The sequence below is a fragment of the Methylocaldum szegediense genome (assembly GCF_949769195.1).
In the GTDB taxonomy this organism is placed as follows: domain Bacteria; phylum Pseudomonadota; class Gammaproteobacteria; order Methylococcales; family Methylococcaceae; genus Methylocaldum; species Methylocaldum szegediense.
This window is the reverse complement of sequence record NZ_OX458333.1, coordinates 3,274,453-3,292,893: the sequence shown is the minus strand read 5'-3', so window position 1 is coordinate 3,292,893 and position 18,441 is coordinate 3,274,453. Positions and strand designations below refer to the sequence as shown.

The 18,441-nt window shown below is 56.1% G+C and carries 15 protein-coding genes; 5 read left to right on the top strand and 10 right to left on the bottom strand.

Going from position 1 to position 18,441, the window contains the following annotated elements:
• Position 1: 1 nt before the first annotated feature.
• The 4 genes from ccmA to QEN43_RS14150 all read right to left on the bottom strand — a co-directional run bounded on the left by ccmA (position 2) and on the right by QEN43_RS14150 (position 3,871).
• Complete coding sequence (gene ccmA / locus QEN43_RS14165; protein ID WP_036269063.1) at positions 2-631, bottom strand: cytochrome c biogenesis heme-transporting ATPase CcmA; 630 nt, start codon at positions 629-631, stop codon at positions 2-4.
• Between the two features lie 69 nt (positions 632-700).
• On the bottom strand, positions 701-1,003 hold the full coding sequence (locus tag QEN43_RS14160) for a PilZ domain-containing protein (protein WP_051331825.1): 303 nt from the start codon (positions 1,001-1,003) through the stop codon (positions 701-703).
• Positions 1,004-1,224: 221 nt separating this feature from the next.
• Positions 1,225-2,244 carry a hydroxylamine oxidation protein HaoB gene (gene haoB / locus QEN43_RS14155; RefSeq protein ID WP_036269066.1) on the bottom strand — a complete coding sequence of 340 codons (1,020 nt, stop codon included), beginning with the start codon at positions 2,242-2,244 and terminating at the stop codon, positions 1,225-1,227.
• 7 nt (positions 2,245-2,251) lie between these two features.
• The gene (locus QEN43_RS14150; protein WP_036269067.1) at positions 2,252-3,871 is read right to left on the bottom strand and encodes a multiheme c-type cytochrome; all 1,620 of its coding nucleotides are present in this window, start codon (positions 3,869-3,871) and stop codon (positions 2,252-2,254) included.
• Positions 3,872-3,970: 99 nt separating this feature from the next.
• On the opposite strand from QEN43_RS14150, the gene QEN43_RS14145 reads away from it, so the two are divergent.
• Positions 3,971-5,290, top strand: a complete 1,320-nt coding sequence (locus tag QEN43_RS14145; RefSeq protein ID WP_317963340.1) for a M18 family aminopeptidase — start codon at positions 3,971-3,973, stop codon at positions 5,288-5,290.
• A 165-nt stretch (positions 5,291-5,455) separates the two neighbouring features.
• Here the strand turns inward: QEN43_RS14145 and QEN43_RS14140 are convergent, their stop codons facing one another.
• The 6 genes from QEN43_RS14140 to QEN43_RS14115 all read right to left on the bottom strand — a co-directional run bounded on the left by QEN43_RS14140 (position 5,456) and on the right by QEN43_RS14115 (position 12,025).
• Positions 5,456-8,866, bottom strand: a complete 3,411-nt coding sequence (locus QEN43_RS14140) for a sensor domain-containing protein (RefSeq protein WP_202901155.1) — start codon at positions 8,864-8,866, stop codon at positions 5,456-5,458.
• Positions 8,867-9,109: 243 nt separating this feature from the next.
• Positions 9,110-9,583, bottom strand: coding sequence for a metallophosphoesterase family protein (locus QEN43_RS14135; protein ID WP_026610935.1), 474 nt, complete (start codon positions 9,581-9,583; stop codon positions 9,110-9,112).
• A gap of 346 nt (positions 9,584-9,929) precedes the next feature.
• On the bottom strand, positions 9,930-10,304 hold the full coding sequence (locus QEN43_RS14130) for a hypothetical protein (protein WP_156912824.1): 375 nt from the start codon (positions 10,302-10,304) through the stop codon (positions 9,930-9,932).
• Positions 10,305-10,376: 72 nt separating this feature from the next.
• Positions 10,377-10,886: a GNAT family N-acetyltransferase gene (locus QEN43_RS14125; RefSeq protein ID WP_036269071.1), complete on the bottom strand. Its 510-nt coding sequence runs from the start codon at positions 10,884-10,886 to the stop codon at positions 10,377-10,379.
• A 2-nt stretch (positions 10,887-10,888) separates the two neighbouring features.
• A complete protein-coding gene (locus QEN43_RS14120; protein ID WP_026610937.1) occupies positions 10,889-11,254 on the bottom strand; it encodes a GIY-YIG nuclease family protein in 366 nt (121 codons plus the stop codon).
• 6 nt (positions 11,255-11,260) lie between these two features.
• Positions 11,261-12,025: a Nif3-like dinuclear metal center hexameric protein gene (locus QEN43_RS14115; protein ID WP_036269073.1), complete on the bottom strand. Its 765-nt coding sequence runs from the start codon at positions 12,023-12,025 to the stop codon at positions 11,261-11,263.
• Positions 12,026-12,250: 225 nt separating this feature from the next.
• Here QEN43_RS14115 and QEN43_RS14110 point away from each other — a divergent pair, with 225 nt between their 5' ends.
• The 4 genes from QEN43_RS14110 (at position 12,251) to guaD (ending at position 18,183) form a co-directional block, all read left to right on the top strand.
• A complete protein-coding gene (locus tag QEN43_RS14110; protein ID WP_317963339.1) occupies positions 12,251-13,786 on the top strand; it encodes a glucan biosynthesis protein in 1,536 nt (511 codons plus the stop codon).
• 255 nt (positions 13,787-14,041) lie between these two features.
• Positions 14,042-15,538: a sensor domain-containing diguanylate cyclase gene (locus tag QEN43_RS14105; RefSeq protein ID WP_317963338.1), complete on the top strand. Its 1,497-nt coding sequence runs from the start codon at positions 14,042-14,044 to the stop codon at positions 15,536-15,538.
• A 500-nt stretch (positions 15,539-16,038) separates the two neighbouring features.
• The gene (locus QEN43_RS14100) at positions 16,039-16,842 is read left to right on the top strand and encodes a TIGR01458 family HAD-type hydrolase (protein WP_036269077.1); all 804 of its coding nucleotides are present in this window, start codon (positions 16,039-16,041) and stop codon (positions 16,840-16,842) included.
• Positions 16,843-16,863: 21 nt separating this feature from the next.
• On the top strand, positions 16,864-18,183 hold the full coding sequence (guaD, locus tag QEN43_RS14095; protein WP_051331827.1) for a guanine deaminase: 1,320 nt from the start codon (positions 16,864-16,866) through the stop codon (positions 18,181-18,183).
• Positions 18,184-18,441: the final 258 nt, after the last annotated feature.

Genomic DNA, 18,441 nt, shown 5'->3' with positions numbered 1-18,441 from the left:
ATCACGTCAATGCCAGCTTGATAAGTCCACCATCCAGGCGTACGGTTTGGTGAGATGTGAGAATCGCCAAGCCGCCACGGTTCAAATGTGATCTCAGCATCGCCTCTACCAAGGTAACGCCGCTTGAATCTAGTGCCGTAAAAGGTTCGTCGAGAATCCAAAGAACGGCGGACGACAAAATCAGTCGTGCTAAAGTAATACGCTGCCGCTGTCCTGCCGAAAGCGCCCGGGCGGGCGTCGTTTCTCGCCCCTCGAGACCTACAGTCTGAAGGGCTTCCTCCAAGCTTGCACGCGAAAAAGACAAACCATTGAGGGCAAGCGAGAGACGTAGATTTTCCTCGACGGAAAGATCCGCTTTTAACCCCAACTGGTGTCCCAAATAAGCGGTTTCGGAAAAATAGGTAGAGCGCCGCCGGGCTATGTTCTCGCCACGCCACAACACTTCTCCTTCGTTGGGTGGAGTGAGGCCGGCGAGTATCCGCAGCAAACTAGTCTTACCGCTGCCGTTGGGCCCCTCAATTTGAAGAACCTGCCCGGCTCTGACGCAAAAGTTGAGGTCAGTGAACAAAAGGCTATCGGAGCGCACGCACTCCAATCTCCGCGCTTGAAGCGTGGGCTCTGGATGATTCATCAATTAGTCGGGAAAGCTGTCTTGAATGCTCTATTACGTTACCAAGCGGCATTAAAACCGATACGGCCATTACCGAGCAGCGTGAGACACGACTTGGACGGCGCTGGTTTCGTCATCATCCAGAAAGCGCAGCCCTGCACCCTCGGTCGTCAGCCTGACCACAACTGCACGAAGAACGGGTGCGTCCGCGATCTCACAAACTTGGACTTTCACTTCATCTCCGACAGCAAATTGAGGGCAGCCATCCGTATGAACAAACAACCCGCCGTCCGAGATGTCAGCTGTAGTCAGTTCGATTGTACCGAGAGAATCGTGCATTATCGACACGCTCGCGTTGATCGCGGTACGCAAATATTTGCGTTTGTCGACCATCCCTTTCCAACTCGGCCATAACATTGCCGCTAATTATCGCAGAACATTGGAAGTGCGCTAAAAGCCCTTCGACTCGGCTCATGACACGCCATTCGACAGACCCAGGGTCAACGCCCTGCCGACACAGACTCTCAATCGCGACTCTCTCTTTTAGGGTGACTGCCAAACCGGGTGTGCCCTATGGAACACAACAGTCTACCGCAAGGCAATCGTCTATTCAGTTACTGTGTAACCCACTTGAAGATACTGAGATAAGCGCCCTGCTCCGACTGGTAGACCAGTTGCAATTGAGGAGGGGTGTGGCCTATGGAACCGACGAAAGGTAACAGTCGAGCCAAAAGCGTTTTTTCGCCTTCTTCCGCGGTGATGCGCCAAGCACGAATACCGCCGCCCGGAAGCGGATGAATCAGATAATTGCCGCTCCCCTTTTCCCCTGCCCAACGTTTTACCGCCGCAATCTGTGCGTGGATATTCGATTCGGCCGGAAAGAATCGTGCCTCGAAAGGAAGAGTGACACCGCTCAGGGACTCGACCTCCGAAAGTCTAGCCAGATCGTCCAAACAAACGACCCAGAAAACCGGCCTATCTTTCGGCAAACGTTCCGAAAGTTCGGCAAGCGCCTGATCGGCATCCATGGTCAGCCAGCGCGCTAGCTGACGCAGCGGCTGCTCGTCTTCCGCAAAGCCGCCGGCAATTTCGCCCCAAAAATCCCTTGCACGCGGTTCGGAGAACGCATCCGCTACGGGCTGCATCGCCCAAACGTCGCGGCCGGTCAAAAAGTGGATTCGCTGAGCGTTATCCCACCAAGACACGAACAAAGCGTTCTCGTCCGTGTGTCGACGAACCGCTTTCGCCGCGCTCATCCAGAGATCATGACGCACACGATTTCCGTCACCGACGCCAGGCAACGCGGATGAACCTTGCTCGGTCGGCGGAAAAATAAGAGCACGCCGCAATTCACCACTTTTGTCGCGGTAACTTACGGCGTGCAAAGAGACCTTCGCTTGATCTCCCCGACTAATCTCATATTCCCCTAGACTCTCGGGCTGAAATTGCCCTTCCAGCGTGGGGAAGCCCGGATCGCCGGGTTTCATCTCCTTAATCTTCTGGAACCGCAATTCCTCGGAAAAGAAGTGCGGCAATCCGAAAAAGAAGATGGCTATCCCGACGAGCAGCAACCCAAGGCCTAGAAACAGTCTCGGTTTGCTGCTGCGTCGGGTATCCTCGCCAAGGCGCGTCATGCCGCTCCTAGCGCTTGCGGGAACGGATCACCACGATACCGGCGGCGACTAGGAGCGAACCAAGTACATACCGACTGGTGGCGGCATCCTTAAACTCGCGCAAGGCCGCCCGGGTCGTCGATTCGCCGTTTTGCGCGGTTTTCCCGGCCGCTTCCCGAAGCTTGGTGTTCTCGTCCATGATAATGGCGTAATCACGCATCAACTCCGACCAACCTTCAGTGTAGGTGAAACCGCCCGGGTTGACGTGGAACAGTCCTTTGTAGAGCTTGATCAGGTCATGCTCCCACATATCGGCGTAAACGCGCTCCACGTGAGACGGGTTGTTCCCTTTGGCCCAGAACAGTTGGAAAAATCCACCCGCGGCATCTTTTTCCGGATTCGGCGGTGCCGGGCGATTAGTCTTCTGTCCGGGCAATAGGCCGTCGTTATATAAAGCCTCGACGACTTTCTTGGCTTCTTGCTCGACTTTGAGACCCGCAATCGTGCCCTTGTCCGCCGCGGTGAGATAACTCTCGGCGAAGCTCGGAGAATGGCAGTTCGCACAGGTTTGCACCCAAGCGTCTTTACGGTCCTCGAACCAAGGATGATTCAGGTTGTCGGCAATCGCAGGAGTCGGGTTGAAAGCCCAACGCACTTTGCGTACCAGGTTGTGCGAATATTCACCCTCGAACTCGAAGTGACAGGTCTGGCAAGTCGGAGCCGTATAACCGCCCTTCGTGATGGCGTCTTTCAACGGAACCTCGAAGTTCCATTTCTCCTTGCCCTGAGTCAGATAGACGGTGCCATGCTTGGATAGCAGATAGTTTTCATATTCGTTGTGATCCACGCCGTTGTGGCAGGTCGCACAGGCTTCCGGCTGACGGGCCTCGGCTGCGGAGAACGTGTGCCTCGTATGACAGCCGTCACACTTGTTCTGCTGGTAATGACACATATCGCAGCCCTGGGCGATCTCGCGCTCCGCCATCCCCGCCCAGATCCCGGTCTCCACGTTAGCCTTCCAGTCGACCGCATGGGACGGATGCCCTTTCGACCACTGGCCCTGCGGCCATTCCTGCTCTTTCTCGGATTCGGCCTCGGCGAATTCCGTCGTGTGGCAGGTTCCGCACTTGGCCCGGTCAGGCATGACCAGATCTTTGTCGTGCTGAATGGATTTGGCGCCGACGCTGCCGTGACAGTCGATACAGCCCACATCCTTGAGCTGCTCGCCCTCTTTGAGCAGACCCTGCTTGACCAATTGCTGCTCGACCTCGGCGAGTTTCGCTTTCTTGTAGTAGCGCGGATCCTGCGCGTTGGGCATATTGCGAATCTTGTCCAAATTCGCATGGGTGCTATTTTTCCAGGCGTGGAACGCACCCGGCGTCACAGATTCGTGGCAGACAACGCATTGGTCGCGCGTCACCTCGCCCGTCACGGTCGTGGGAGGCTTGTAGAAATCCTTCGGATTCCAATATTTCTGAATTGGAATCGGCTCCCAAAGGTCCCCGAATTTCCCCTTTCCGGGATGGTCTTGATAGTATTTGTCTTTTAGCTGTTGAAAGCTGATGTCTTCCTGCTTCGCGTAGGCAGTCGCCACAAGCGCTTGCGCGACGAGCAAGAAGATTACGCTTTTTAAGATCTTTGTTAGCATCGTCACTCCTCCGTTAGGGCCCGCTTGTAACGGACGCCCACCAAATAGTATCGATTCAGAACCATTTGTCGTCAAACGTTTTATTCAAGGCTTTTCCGCATGGTCGCTTCCGAAATCGCCAGACACGCCCAAGACCTGCTCGACTTTATCGACGCCAGTCCCAGCCCGTGGCATGCCGTTGCCGCCATGGAACAACGGTTGCACGAGAAAGGCTTTACACGCTTGGAGGAAAGCGAAACCTGGGATTTGCGCGCCGAAGGCCGATACTACGTCATTCGTGGTGGGTCCTCGCTGATTGCCTTCATTCTTGGCTCCAAACCCCTGACCGAGGGAGGCTTTCGCATCGTAGGTGCTCATACCGACTCGCCCGGTTTGCGCCTCAAGCCCCAGCCTGCACATCGAACGGAAACCATGATGCGCCTCGCCGTGGAGGTTTACGGCGGTCCTATCCTCGCTACCTTTAGCGACCGCGATCTGAGCCTCGCTGGCCGAATCTACGTCAGAAACGACTCGAGTCTCAACAGTTTTCTGATTCGCTTCGAACAACCTTTACTGCGACTGGCCAATCTCGCCATTCACATGAATCGTTCCGTGAATGAAGACGGATTGAAATTCAACAAGCAGAACGAACTGCCCTTGTTGCTCTGCGGCCTCTGCGACAACGAATCGGTAGAACAAAAATTTTTGGATCTCTTGACGGAAAAGGCTAAGTGTAACGCAAACGATATTCTAAGTTGGGATTTAAATGTATACGATACCCAAAAAGGTTCTTTTTGGGGACCAGAACTCGAATTTATCGCCGACAGCCAGCTCGACAACCTCAGCTCCTGCTACGCCGGACTGGTTGCGCTTCTGGAAACCGAAGCCCCGGAAAGCACCTGTGTGGGTGCTTTTTTCGACCACGAGGAAATCGGCAGCGAAAGCAATCGGGGCGCAATGGGCAGTTTCATTTCGGACGTTTTAGAACGTCTCGCCTATGCGACCGATGCGAACGCACCCGGCTACAAGCAAGCATTGTCCTGCAGCTTCATGATCAGCGCCGACGCTGCCCATGCCTATCACCCCAATTTTCCCAACGCATACGAACCGCTCCACCGCATTGCCGTCAACCGGGGACCCGCGATCAAGATCAACGCGAACCAGCGTTACGCAACCGACAGCATGACGGAAGCAAAGTTCATCGAGCTTTGCCGGCAGGCGGATGTACCTTACCAGAAATATTCCCATCGAAGCGATCTGGCCTGCGGCTCGACGATAGGTCCGATGACCGCCGCCCGGTTGGGCATTCCTACAGTCGACGTGGGCTGCCCATTATGGGCGATGCACAGCATTCGTGAAAGCGCGGGCGTTCTCGATCAAGCGCATTTGTTGAAAGTATTGAAGACATTCTTCGCAGTGCCCGTCGGCCAGATCATATAAAACACAGGAGCCGATAAGGTACAGGCTCAGGACGGGCTCCACTCGGGCAGGATTTCGCGCTTGCGCGGGACTTTTCGGTCCATTCCCAACGGTCGACCGGTTCACTTGAGAGACCTTATCTCAGCAGGTTCCAAACAAAACCTAGCCAGGCTTTGGGCGAATGGCCTACTGAGATCGAGTCTCCATAACGGAAGTGTACTCCGTCAATGCTGGATGATCGGCGACGGGGCAGTCCAGGTAATATCCTTGAACCAAGTTGACGCCAAGACTGCGGACCATGCTCAGGGTCGCGGCATCCTCGACGTACTCGGCGACCGTGAGCTTTTGCAGCCCCCGCGCCACATCGACCATCGCCTTGACGAAAATTTGGTTGTCACGATTGTTCGGTAGGTCGCGGATAAACAATCCATCGATCTTGAGCACTTCGACGCCCAAATATTTGAGATAGCCGAAGGTCGAAAATCCGCTACCGAAATCGTCCAGGCAAACCCGGCAACCGGCCTGATGTATGGCTTCGATGAAGCGTTGCGCATCCTGGATATCCGACACCGCAGCCGTTTCCGTGAGCTCGATGATCAGCCGTGCCGGGTCGACGCCGTTCTGTTTCAGTTGTCTGCGAATAAAATGCGGCAGCGATAAATCGTCAAATGTGCGGCCGGAAATATTGACTGCGAGCGGCGGGATGGATGGATTCCGCGCCAAGAGTTCGATGCTGCGCTTCAGCACCCAGCGGTCGATCTCGGTGATCTGACCGCTCTTCTCGGCCATGGAAATAAACTGCCCTGGCATGATAAGGCTCGCGGGGTCAGCTGGATTTTGCATCCGTACCAGAACTTCCAGATGACTCAATCCTCCGCCACCGACCGAGTACACGCCCTGAAAATGAAGCTCGAATAAATCCTTCTGAAGTGACTCTGCGATACGCTGGTTCCATGACAGGCGCTCCATCATCGCTTCCGAGCTGTCGCGCGTCGGGTCATAAATCGCCCAGGTATTCTTGCCCTGTCCTTTGGCCTGATACATCGCAGCGTCGGCATGCGCGACCAAGTCTTCCGCATTGTCCCCGTGGTCGGGAAAAACGGCCACGCCCACGCTCCCGGTGACGCGCATATGGGTGCCGCGGAACCGGAACGGGATGGCCGCGATCGCGTTCGCGATGCGCGCCGGTAAAGCATTGAGATCGCTATTCGGCGTAAGCGTGCTCAAAATGGCAAATTCGTCGCCGCCCAACCGGGCGAAGGTTTCCTCGTGTCGCACTAAAGTGGAAATTTCGCCGGCGATGCGCACGAGGACTGTATCGCCGGCCTTATGACCGAAGGTATCGTTGATGTATTTGAACTCGTCGAGATCGAAATAAATAAGGCAGAATTTGGTGCCGGTACGTACGGACGTAGTAATTAGGCGTTCGAGTTGGTCTTGAAAGCGGTGACGATTGAACAGGCCGGTTAACGGATCGCGTTCAGCGAGATCGAGAAGTTGCTTCGCGGTTTGACGCTCGAAGGTGATATCCTCATAAATCCACAAGCGGCCGATGGTTTGCCCATCATCGTCGGTTACCGGATAGGAAATCTGGGCCAGAACCCGTCCGTCGTATAACTCAAGTTCAAACCGCTCGCTGGCCTCGTGAGTGTCAAGCACGCGTAAGACATGCTTGGAAGCGTGATCTGGACGGGCGAAGCGGTGTGTCGAATGCTCCAGTACGTCGCGAGTCGCTCGTCCCACCGGCTCGAAGCTTTCCTCTATCGCCCACATGCGCAGAAAGGCGGGGTTGACATACTCGATGATGCCTTGCCGGTCCTCGAGCAAAATGCCGATGCTCATAGCGGACAGCAGCGCCCCCATGCGCCTTTGTTCCTGCTGGGCGAGGCGCGCCAGCTCCCGCTGCCGGTTTTCGGAAAACCGCAGGCGCTCCAAAACCCGCCGCAAACGCTGCTCGGTATGTTTGCGGTGCGTAATGTCATGCCATAAGGCAAAAAAACCCGACACGGTTCCCTTTTCGTCAGTTCGGGGCACATACTGAATGTCGAGCCATCGAGGGAGTCCTTTCGGGTTTTTAGCCAACAACTCGTAGCGGACTGCCTCGCCGGACAAAGCCGCTTGGACACGTGGTTTCGCCTGCTCGTAAACTTCCGGGTCCATAAGTTCGGGCATCCGCTTACCGATAATTTCGCCGCGCGACCGTTGAAACCAATCCTCATAGCCTCGATTGACCAAGACGTAGCGCTGCTCGCGATCGATCAGCGCTACGTACACCGGTATCGAATCCACGACCAACTGGATCAGTTCCTTAGCATGACGGACTTCATCCTCGGCCAGTTTACGCTGCGTGATGTCCTGAACGATGCCGGTACCGGCGACGGGTCGACCGTTACGATCGAAGTCCAGCTCGGCCCTTTCTCTTACCCACCTGACTTCGCCAGCGACCATGATGCGATACTCGACGTCGTAAGTCTCGCCGCGCAAAGCAGCTTGCCAGGATCTTTCGACAAATGCGCGGTCTTCGGAATGAACCAGCGTCAAGAAGTCTTCCAGCGCGAGCGGCAGGGCTTCCGACATTCCAAGGATCCGGTACATTTCGGCAGACCCGCGGAGCGTATTGTTCGTGACGTCCAAATGCCAACTGCCGACATGGGCCACGGACTGCGCGCGACGAAGGTCGGCCTCGCGCTCGCGAAGGTCTTGCTCGATAAGCTTTCTATCCTCGATTTCCTTCAGAAGCCTTCGGTTGGCCGCTTCCAGCGAAACCGTGCTTTCCCGCACGCGCTCCGCAAGACTGGCGGTGAGTGCCGCCGTCTCGGCGCGCGCAGCCTCCTCCTGTTTTCGTGCGGCGACATTTGCCGACCGAGTAATAATCACCAGGGCAAAGGTCAGCGCGACCCCGCAAAGCCCTCTAAGGAGATGAACGGGAATGCCGGCGACGGCGAAAAACGAGCCAGTGGTAGGGAGCCAAGCGGGGAACGCGGTGTCTCCCTCGACCACGAGTCCTGCACCGACGGCATAGACGATCAGCGCGCCGGCCGCGACATAAAAATAAGGCTTGGTCTCTGGGAGAACCGGCCACCCGCACACGCGTCCCCGCCTCACCACCAAAGACAAACCGCTCAGCACCCCGCCGCTGAAACCAAAAAAAATCCGTCCGCCAGCACTCAGCCCGCGAGCGGCATCATCGGCTACCGACGTCGTCGCATATACGCCGCCCAACAGCGGGAGATAAACCCAAAGTCCAAGCCACGCCCGACAACTCGGCTGCTCGCTCGGGCGGGAAACCGCACAGATCATCGCCAGACGGCGCCCGAATTCGAACAAAGCCAGGTACGAAAGCACCAATATGCAGGCATTCAGCCAATGTAGGCCCGCATTTTCCGCCCGGTTCAGCAGCGTCCAGGCATCCAACCATTCCTTGATGCCGTGTAAAGTACCGAATATCCCCAACAGCCAAAGCTCCGACGCGAAAGGAAGCATTCGGTCGCTGCGCGGCTGCAAGAACACGACGGTTGCGAGTATTAGGAAAGACAATCCATAAAAAGCATAGAAGTCTATAAGTCGAAGCGGGGAGAGATAAGCGAACTCTGCCATCGGGGCTTTTCTTATTGTCGGGCTACGGCGACATCATACGTAAGTCCGGCGAACATAAGAAAGAAAAAGCTGTCACGAGAATAGAAAATCTCGCGCCCCAAGGCGGGCTGTTCCTCCGCTTCACCGATCAAAGGCCAATCTCAGCGGACCGCCGAAATCCCTGGCCTAATTCAACGCAGGACCTTTGACAAACTCAGGACGGGCCTATCAAAGGCGCTGGCAAGCGATTTCCCGAACTTGGTTTTAAGTTGACCGCGGAACGTCGAGCTCGACGACCTCGCCGCGCAGTTCCCCGTCTGAAAGCAGCAGACGTCCGATCGAAACCGGCAGCTTGAACCGCCTTGGCCCCGCGCTACCCGGATTCAAATAGAGGACCGTTTCCTCGATTTGCAGCTTCGGTTGGTGAGAATGTCCTGAAACCACTGCATTGAATCCCGCCGTCGCTGGATTCAGATTCAGCTCTTTCAGATTGTGCAAGAGGCAGATGCTTCGTCCATCGACACAGATGACTTCCCGCTCCGGTAGCGAAGCCGCCCAAGCGCCTTTGTCTACGTTCCCGCGAACGGCGACGACTGGCGCGATTTGTTGCAAGGCTAGGAGCACCTCGATACGACCGATGTCACCGGCATGCAGAATCAGATCGCTGCCGCGTAGGGCCGCGATCGCTTCCGGCCGCATCAGACCGTGAGTATCCGAAATAACACCGATATTACGCATTGAGGCTCCAACTCCTGAACCTATTATTCATTAGGCCTGTGCTCAGGCGGCTTGTCGCCGCGCCGGGGCATCCCTGCCCCAGATTAACCCAGCCGATATTGATCGGCCGGGTTAACAAACCGACCCACGCAGTCTTCCTTATTTCCCTTTCGACAAACTCAGAACTGTCCCTATGGTGCATCACTACGTTAATTGTTACTTTGAAAAACGGAATGCATGTCGTGGACGTGCAGACCAGAGTCGACGGTTCTAACCGTTAAGCCTTGACGTTAAGGAGATCACTATGAAAACAAGCTTGAAATGCATCGTTGCCGCATTTCTGATTTCGCCAGTTTGTTCGATCGGCTTAGCCGAGGAACAAAAGCCCCAGCCATCCCCCGGCCAGCACCAAATGGGAGGCATGGGCGGAATGATGGGAGGCATGGGCATGATGGGAAGCATGACTGACGAACAACTCGAGCAGCACATTCGGCAAGCGCAGGATCATATGTTGAAAATGCACGAACTCATGAACCAAATCCTTGCCGCCAAGGACGACAAAGAACGCGAGCGCTTGAAAGAAGAACAACGGAAACTCATGCGGGAGCACCATAAACAGCATCAGGAAATGATGCAGCGACACATGCAACAAATGAGGCAACACGGCGGTCCGATGCAAGGCGGCCAGCAGATGCAACACGGCACGCCCGCACAATGACGAGATCGATAGCGAACGGGCCACTTTAAGGTCCTTCGCGATTGAAGGAGACAAGCGGCCGGCAATACAGGATTACGCCGACCGCTTGTCAGTAAATCATCCGCTTCGGTCTAGCGTATAGGACATCACGTAATCGTCGTAGTAATAGCCGTCGCCGGCTTCGGTCACTTCGGCGCGAACTACGACGAAACCGGCCCGGCGATAGGCCCGGACCGCTTTTTCGTTCTTCCGGAACACGTAAAGATAAATTTCCTTAACGCATAAACGCTCGGCGATGGCCTTGGCGTGTGCCAAAGCAAACGCGCCATATCCCCGTCCGTGATATTCCGGCAAGAGATACAGCTTGTTGAGCCGCATACGCGCCTGCTCCGGCTGGTGGTGATAAGCCAGAAAACCGATCATTTTCCCGTTTAGCATGATCCGCTCGTAGACGATGCCGCGTTCCATTTCGCTCCGTATCACGTCAGGGCGGTACATGCGGTTCCAAAAATACGCTATGGCATCCTCGTTCAGCACATCCGGAAAATAATGGCGCCGCCAGATGTCCAGGGCCATGTTTGCTATATCCTCGGCGTCATGGGGTCGGGCGGAAACGATACTCAGCATGGCTAACCGATAAGCTGTCCGTCCACTCGATACTTGAGATGACTGCCACAACCCGCCCGGCAATCACCGGCACCGAAGCGCGCGATGACAATGCGGCCGGGAGTCAGGCGGTTGACCTCGCACTCCGCCGCCTCGAACCTCAACACTTGATCGACCTCGACACCCGGGGCGGCCAACAAATAGTCGATATGCCAGCGCAGTCGCTTGGTCTTGCGCAGATGCCGCGCGATTCTCGCTTCCAGTCCTCGTTTGGCGCTGCCGGTGTAGACGTAATACCCGGCCGGAAAATCAAACATACCCAGTTGACCAACCTGGATCGGGAGATGCGTGGGAACGTGAATCAGCAACTGATAGGTCGAAAACGTCATAACCGGTTATGCCGGATTGTCGCTGGGGATAAAGAAGCACTCGACATCGAAAGCGCTCCGTACCCGTTCCATCAGGGCTTGAATGCCGAAACGCTCGGTTGCGTTATGCCCGCCCGCGTACATGTGCAGCCCGGCTTCTTGGGATTCATGCCAGTCGTGTTCGCTCATCTCGCCGGTGATATAGGCGTCGAGCCCTTCCTGCAAAGCCAGGGGCCAATCTCGGTTGGCACCGCCGGTGATAATCCCGGCCGATCGAACGAGCGCGTGTTCATCCGGCGTTGCGAACAATACCGGATGTTGGAGCATCGCAGCCAGTCGGTCTCGCAGCGCGGCGGCGCTCAGCGGCTCGGCGAATATCCCCTTGATCCCGGTCGGACAACGTTGGTAGTCACCAAACGGCTGCTGTTCCACTAAGCCAATGTTTCGCCCGAGACAGGCGGCATTGCCGACGTCTGGATGGGCATCCAGCGGCAGATGATAAGCGAACAGGCTGATATTGTTTCGTACCAGAGGAAACACGCGCCGGGCGAAAGGCCCGGTCAAGGTTTTAGGTCCGTGGAATTTCCAGAACAGCCCGTGGTGCACGATCAGCGCCTGAGCGTACCGTTCCGCTGCTATAGTGGCGGAATGCGCCGTAGCTGAAACGGCAAAGGCGATGCGCTCGATCTGCTGGCTCCCTTCAATTTGCAAACCGTTTGGCCCGTAATCCGCAAAATCTTGCGGTCTCAAGAGTTCTTTTAAGAATGTGTCCAAATCATCTCTTGTCATCATCTTGCCACCTTTGACAGACCCCGCATTCCCGGCTCCGCACGCCTCGCTTCATCGCCGGCGCGCCATGCCTGCCATAATACCGCCATTCTCTCTTTCCGCTTTACAAGCTGCTTATTTCAGGCGCGGCACTGCCTGCGACCGCGCTGGACGTAAAATCAGAACATCATTAGATTGGAAAATTCTCTTTGCTCCTAATGTAACAACATGATGACTCGGAGAGACCTATTGGCACGTTCGCTGACTTTGGTTGCATGGGGGATGCTCAGCCCGGCAGCACTCTTCGCGACTTTCGCGGAAGCCAAAGGCAAGGCAGGCCCCAAACCTTTCAGCAAGGCATGGCTCATCGAGGAAGCCAGGCGGCTTTCCCAGAAACCCTTCGATCCGCCGGAAGAAACCTTACCGGCATGGATCGCTGATCTCGATTGGGACGACTACCAATCGATCCGCTACAAGAACAAGCGCGCAATCTGGGCCAAGCTAGATCTGCCGTTCCAAGCGAAACTCTTCCACCTCGGCTTGTTCTTCAAGCACCCGGTCGAAATCTATGAAGTCGTCCATGGCATCGCCGAACCGATCACCTACTCGACCGATCTGTTCCGCTTCGGACCGAATCTCAAAGTTCCACGGAAAGTCAGCGACATCGGGTTTGCAGGGTTCCGCGTCCTTGCAGAGCCGGACTTCGAACGGGATGTGTTCGCTTTCCTGGGGGCGAGTTACTTCCGGGCCGTCGGCGCCACCAAGCAGTACGGCCTATCGGCGCGCGGACTGGCGATCGACACGGGTCTGCCGCGTCCCGAGGAATTTCCACTATTTCGTCGCTTCTGGCTGGAACGGCCGGCACCGAAAGCTGAATTCGTGACTATCCATGCATTGCTTGACAGCCCGAGTATCTGTGGCGCGTACACCTTTGACGTCAATCCGGGGGATACGACCGTCATGGAAATCGAAGCCTACCTGTTTCCGCGTAAGTCGATCGAACGGATCGGCATAGCACCGTTGACATCCATGTATCAACACGGTGAGAACGACCGCCGCGTGGCCGACGATTACCGCCCGGAAATCCACGACAGCGATGGGCTAGCCCTTTGGACCGGAAACGGCGAATGGATTTGGCGGCCCTTGGTCAACAGTCCGGTGGTGCGCGTCAATTCTTTCATGGACAACAATCCGAAAGGATTCGGCCTTTTACAGCGGGATCGCAACTTCGACCACTACCAGGATGACGGTGCCAATTACCATTTGCGTCCGTCCGCCTGGGTGGAACCGCTCGAAGCATGGGGCCGGGGTGCCGTACAACTGGTAGAGATTCCAACGCTAGATGAAACTTTCGACAATATCGTCGCGTTTTGGAACCCGGAAGAACCGTTCGAGCCCGGCCGAGAACGGGTGTTCAAGTACAGGCTTTTTTGGGGCGAGCCGCCGGTCAGCTCAAATGCGGCCAAAGTGATTGCAACCCGGACCGGACTCGGCGGCATACCGGGACAAAAGAACCGCATACCGTCGCGAAAGTTCGTCATCGATTTCGAAGGCGGACGTTTGAGCGAACTGCCGGATACCGCTAAAGTCGAGCCGGTGATCACGGCGTCCCGCGGCCAACTCAAGGATCCGGCGGCGCGCCCGATACTGGGTACTAACGCCTGGCGCTGCAATTTCGACTTGATCAGCGAGGGCAGCGAACCGATTGATTTGCGCTGTTTTCTTCGGGACGAATCGGGAGCACTGACGGAAACCTGGCTTTATCAGTGGACCCCACCGGCCTGAGGTGGGTTTCGCACCTAGCGAACTCAACCGCGGGCCTTTACCTGCCGATGGGTTCTTTTTCACCCGCCGAGAAATTCAGGCATCCGTGCGGCGAGGACAAACGATTTCTTGATGCGGCGGGGCGGGAATGCCGATGTCAGTAGAAATGCTTATGGCTTTTCATGCCCGCCGCTCCATACTACCGGGAGCTTAATTCGTAGGTCCTACAAGTTCAGCTCGCGCTGCGTATTTTCCAACGGATACTGGATCACACGGATGAAAGGACTACCCGTTCCAGCATTAGGCCGGAATTCGCCGGCAGAGATCTTTGTCTTCGCCGCCATAGCAGTTCCGAAATTCGATAACGCCGGACTTTTGCATTTTGATGAAACGGCCTTACAGAGTTTTCCGCTTTTGAGCCTGGCTGTTCCACTCTTGTTGGTCGCGCTGCTCATCTTGAGCAAGCGGTTCGGCAGAGCAAGGCAAACACCCCAGCAATCCGGCAAAAACTTCGACACAATCCTGGAGTGGACGCCGACTGCCATCTGCATAACAGAATCGACCGACGGGCATTGCGTATACGCCAACCGCACCGCTTGCGAATTGTTCGGCCTTTCATTCGGAGAGCACAGCCAAATCAACCTCAACGCCGCCATAGCGGAAAACTGTGCCGCCCAGCAGCTCTGCTTGGACGCTTTGACATCAGGTGATATCGCGCGAAATACGCTCACCCTAAAACGCAAAGACGGCAGTTTGCTGACAGTCGATGTCAGCGTAAGGATGATCGACGATGGGCGATTCGTGTGGTGTTTCAGCGATGTGACGGAACATAAGCGCACCGAAGAGGAGCTTCGAAACCAAATCCGATTCGCGGATGATCTGATAAAAAGTCTGCCCGGCATCTTCTATTTGGCGGATAAGAACGGCCGCTTTTTGCGCTGGAACGCCAATTTCGAAGCGGTGTCCGGGTACTCGGCAGGCGAATTAGAACGCGCCCATCCCTTGGATTTCGTTTCTGAAGCCGATAAATGTGCTCTAGTCGGGGACAACGTCATCGAAATGTTCACCTCGGAACGTCCGCCGGCGGAATCGTACTTTCTGACAAAAGACAGACGACGAATCCCGTTTTTCTTCACCAGCACGAAAGCGAAGCTCGGGCAAGACGACTGCTTGCTCGGCGTTGGGCTCGACATCACCTCGCGCAAAACCGCCGAGGAACAGATTTATTACCTGGCACACTACGATGCACTCACCAACCTTCCCAACCGGATCCTATTCAACGACCGAATCAATTGCACGCTGTCTTTAGCCAGCCGGTACGGACAACAGTTCGCGGTACTGTTCGTCGATCTGGATTGTTTCAAAAAAATCAATGATACGCATGGACATTGCGTGGGCGACATAGTCCTAAAACAAACGGCGCATCGGATTGCCCTATCGCTGCGCGACAGTGATACTGTCGCCCGCATCGGTGGCGATGAGTTCCTGGTTTTGCTTCCGGGGATTGCCGGAACGGAGGAAGCCTGCATCGTTGCGGAAAAAATTTTGACCGCGGTCGCGCGCCCTCTGGAAGCGGACGGTACGGAAATCACCGTCTCCTCAAGCATCGGGATCGCGATCTATCCGATTCACGGCACCGACAACCACAGCCTGATCAAAGCCGCCGATGAGGCCATGTACCATGCCAAGCGAACGGGCAAGAACCGGTACCACATCAAGAAAAACATGCCCTCCTTCAGCAACGCGGCGAATAAGCTGTACCGCCATTGCTAAGCGCCCGTCCCGGTAGGCCGTTACCCCAAGCCCTTCGAGCTAGCTCAAGACAGTCCTTTCGACCGAGCTCAGGGCAAACCCGTCGGCCTAGCGCAAGGCGGACTCTTCGACGCGCCTCGCAGGGCGTATTCAGTCGACGGATTTCGATAGCCCACTGAAAAGGTCCAAGAACATCGCCCGTATCCGACACGCTGCCGGGCTTTATCGAACCAAATACCGACTGAAAGGTGCGATCGCGCCACAAAACCGGCGTCGACAGAGGTGCATGGGATCGTCTGGAACTCTCCACGAAAAATCTTTCCAAGCATCATTCAAGATGCCTGGGAATTGAGTCCTTCAAGACTTTCAAGATCATCAAACCGAGCTTCGCCACCGTTTACTGAAGTCCTACCACTTGAATGTCGCCGTAACCGCAACGCTCTCACCGTCTCCGTACGGATTGCAGGATGATGCGCGATACCGGACCATAAGGCGGGCATGGACAACTCTGACAAGCGCCTATGAATTCTGTTTGCGGCTCATCAAACCCTATCTCGAACATCAAAGGTATCCTGTTCGATCTCGATGGTGTGCTTTACATCGGCTCGCGCGTTATCGAGGGCGCTCCCGAGACCGTCAAACGCATCCGCGCGACAGGCTATCGCCTTCGTGTCATCACCAATACCAGCACGCAGTCGTTGGCTTCGCTGCACGACAAACTCCTGCAACTCGGATTCGACATCGATCACGCTGAAATCCTGAGTGCGCCGCAGGTGGTTTTGCGCTACTTGAAACGTAGCGGTTCCCCGCCCTGCGCTCTGTTGTTGGATGACGATGTAAAACGCGACTTCGCGGAAATTAGGGACGTGCAGATCGAGCAAGCAAACTGCATCGTGCTTGGCGACATCGGCGAGAGCTGGTCTTACGGGTTGCTCAACCGGATCTTCAATCGGCTGATGCAGGGCGCCACGCTCGTGGCCGTTCATAAGAACCGGTTCTGGCAAACCGAAGAGGGACTCAAGATGGATATCGGCGGGTTCGTCACGGCATTGGAATACTGCAGCGGCATCCAGGCTACGGTCATGGGAAAGCCCTCCCCGGATTTCTTCAGAATCGCGTTACAGGATATGGGCCTGAGACCCGACGAAACAGCCATCGTCGGCGACGACATCGATTCGGATATCGGCGGCGGTCAGAAGGCTGGTCTTACGGGCATTCTGGTTAGGACCGGCAAGTACCGAGAGAGCTACGTGAACGCCTCGCCGATTCGCCCCGACAAGATTATCGACTCGGTAAACGACCTGCCGGCGCTGCTGGGCCTCTAACGGATAATCGATATCTACGCGATGAATGAGGTCATACACACCGGCACGATCGCTCATTTACGAGCCGATCCGTTTACCGAAGAGAACGCCCTGGAGATCATCGAATGCGGCGCGCTGGCGATAGACTCATCGGGCCGAATTGCCTCCCTAGGGGAACGCACGACGGTTTTCGCCACCTTTCCCGAAAGCGAAATCGTTGACCACGGCAATGCTTGGCTCATCCCCGGACTCATCGACGCGCACCTGCACTTTCCTCAGTTTTACGCAACCGCCGGTTTCGGCACAGGTCTACTGGACTGGCTGGAGCACACCGTCTACCGGGCGGAGGCTCGGTTTGCCGACGAGTCGTTCGCCAAAACGGCGGCGGAGCAATTCGTCGAGCGCCTGCTAGCCTGCGGAACGACTACGGCCATGGTGTTCGGCTCCCAGTTCTACGAGGCGAACGCCGCTCTGTTCGAGGCCGCCGGGCGCTCCGGCATGCATCTGATTGCCGGCATCACCCTGATGGACAGGAATGCGCCGGCGGTGTTGCTCACTACAGTCAATCAATCGGCCGATGCGGCCGAAAAGCTCATTGCTTTGTGCCGGCAGGCTCCAAGGCTTCACTATGCCATCACTCCACGCTTCGCCCTGTCCTGTTCGCCGGAACTGCTCGAACTGTGCGGTTCGCTGCTTAAACAGCATCCCGATAGCTACGTGCAGACCCACATCAACGAAACCCGGCAGGAAGTCGCCGCGGTGCGTGCCGCATTTCCCAAAAACCGACACTATCTGGACGTTTACGACAGCTTCGGACTTCTCACTGAGCGCACGGTACTAGCACACAGCATCTACACCACGGAAGCCGAACTGGCGCGGATGGCCGCGGCGTCCTGTGCGGTTTGCCACTGCCCTACCAGCAATGCCTACCTTGGAAGCGGCTTGTTCCCGTTGCGACGACACCTAGCTCACGGCATTCGAATGGCGCTGGGCACGGACATCGGTGCCGGTACGCAGTTTTCCGTGTGGCGGGAACTGTCCGAAGCTTTTAAAGTGCAGCAGTTGCAGGGCTTTTGCCTAAATGCAGCACAATTGCTTTATCTTGCGACGCTTGCCGGTGCGAAAGCGCTCGGCCTAGAACGAGAGGTCGGTAATTTCGCGCCCGGCAAGAGTGCCGACTTTTTCGTGCTCGACTATGAGGAGGACCGATATATCGCCGCCCGCCTGAGCCGATGCGAAAGCGCGGCCGAGCAGCTTTTCTGCCTGCTGCACTTGGCAGATGAACGACACGTGGACTCGACCTATGTTCAGGGACGACTGGCGGCATCCCGTAATTCCAAATCGCTTTCAATAGGGCATTAATTTTGTAGGGCGGGTTAGGCCGCGAGGCCGTAACCCACCGAGCGACCTCGAACCTGTCCTGAGCCAGGTCGAAGGGTCGGTGGGTTACGCGGAGCCTGCCCCGAGCGGAGCCGAGGGGCTAACCCGCCCTACGATTCATGTTCATTTGAATGCGGAATGGAATAACCAGGCGTAAACAGGGCGTCACAAGTTAGTAGTGTTGGCCTGGTAAACGCCGCTCTCCACACCCAGGAAGTAACCATTGCATTATTGCGACGG

What these genes read in the sequence shown, in the direction of transcription:
- QEN43_RS14145 (WP_317963340.1), top strand. Translation starts at nt 3,971, where the DNA reads ATGGTCGCTTCCGAAATCGCCAGACACGCCCAAGACCTGCTCGACTTT.
- guaD (WP_051331827.1), top strand. Translation starts at nt 16,864, where the DNA reads ATGAATGAGGTCATACACACCGGCACGATCGCTCATTTACGAGCCGAT.
- QEN43_RS14135 (WP_026610935.1), bottom strand. Translation starts at nt 9,583, where the DNA reads ATGCGTAATATCGGTGTTATTTCGGATACTCACGGTCTGATGCGGCCG.
- QEN43_RS14115 (WP_036269073.1), bottom strand. Translation starts at nt 12,025, where the DNA reads ATGATGACAAGAGATGATTTGGACACATTCTTAAAAGAACTCTTGAGA.
- QEN43_RS14140 (WP_202901155.1), bottom strand. Translation starts at nt 8,866, where the DNA reads ATGGCAGAGTTCGCTTATCTCTCCCCGCTTCGACTTATAGACTTCTAT.
- QEN43_RS14160 (WP_051331825.1), bottom strand. Translation starts at nt 1,003, where the DNA reads ATGGTCGACAAACGCAAATATTTGCGTACCGCGATCAACGCGAGCGTG.
- QEN43_RS14125 (WP_036269071.1), bottom strand. Translation starts at nt 10,886, where the DNA reads ATGCTGAGTATCGTTTCCGCCCGACCCCATGACGCCGAGGATATAGCA.
- haoB (WP_036269066.1), bottom strand. Translation starts at nt 2,244, where the DNA reads ATGACGCGCCTTGGCGAGGATACCCGACGCAGCAGCAAACCGAGACTG.
- QEN43_RS14120 (WP_026610937.1), bottom strand. Translation starts at nt 11,254, where the DNA reads ATGACGTTTTCGACCTATCAGTTGCTGATTCACGTTCCCACGCATCTC.
- QEN43_RS14105 (WP_317963338.1), top strand. Translation starts at nt 14,042, where the DNA reads ATGAAAGGACTACCCGTTCCAGCATTAGGCCGGAATTCGCCGGCAGAG.
- QEN43_RS14100 (WP_036269077.1), top strand. Translation starts at nt 16,039, where the DNA reads ATGAATTCTGTTTGCGGCTCATCAAACCCTATCTCGAACATCAAAGGT.
- QEN43_RS14150 (WP_036269067.1), bottom strand. Translation starts at nt 3,871, where the DNA reads ATGCTAACAAAGATCTTAAAAAGCGTAATCTTCTTGCTCGTCGCGCAA.
- ccmA (WP_036269063.1), bottom strand. Translation starts at nt 631, where the DNA reads ATGAATCATCCAGAGCCCACGCTTCAAGCGCGGAGATTGGAGTGCGTG.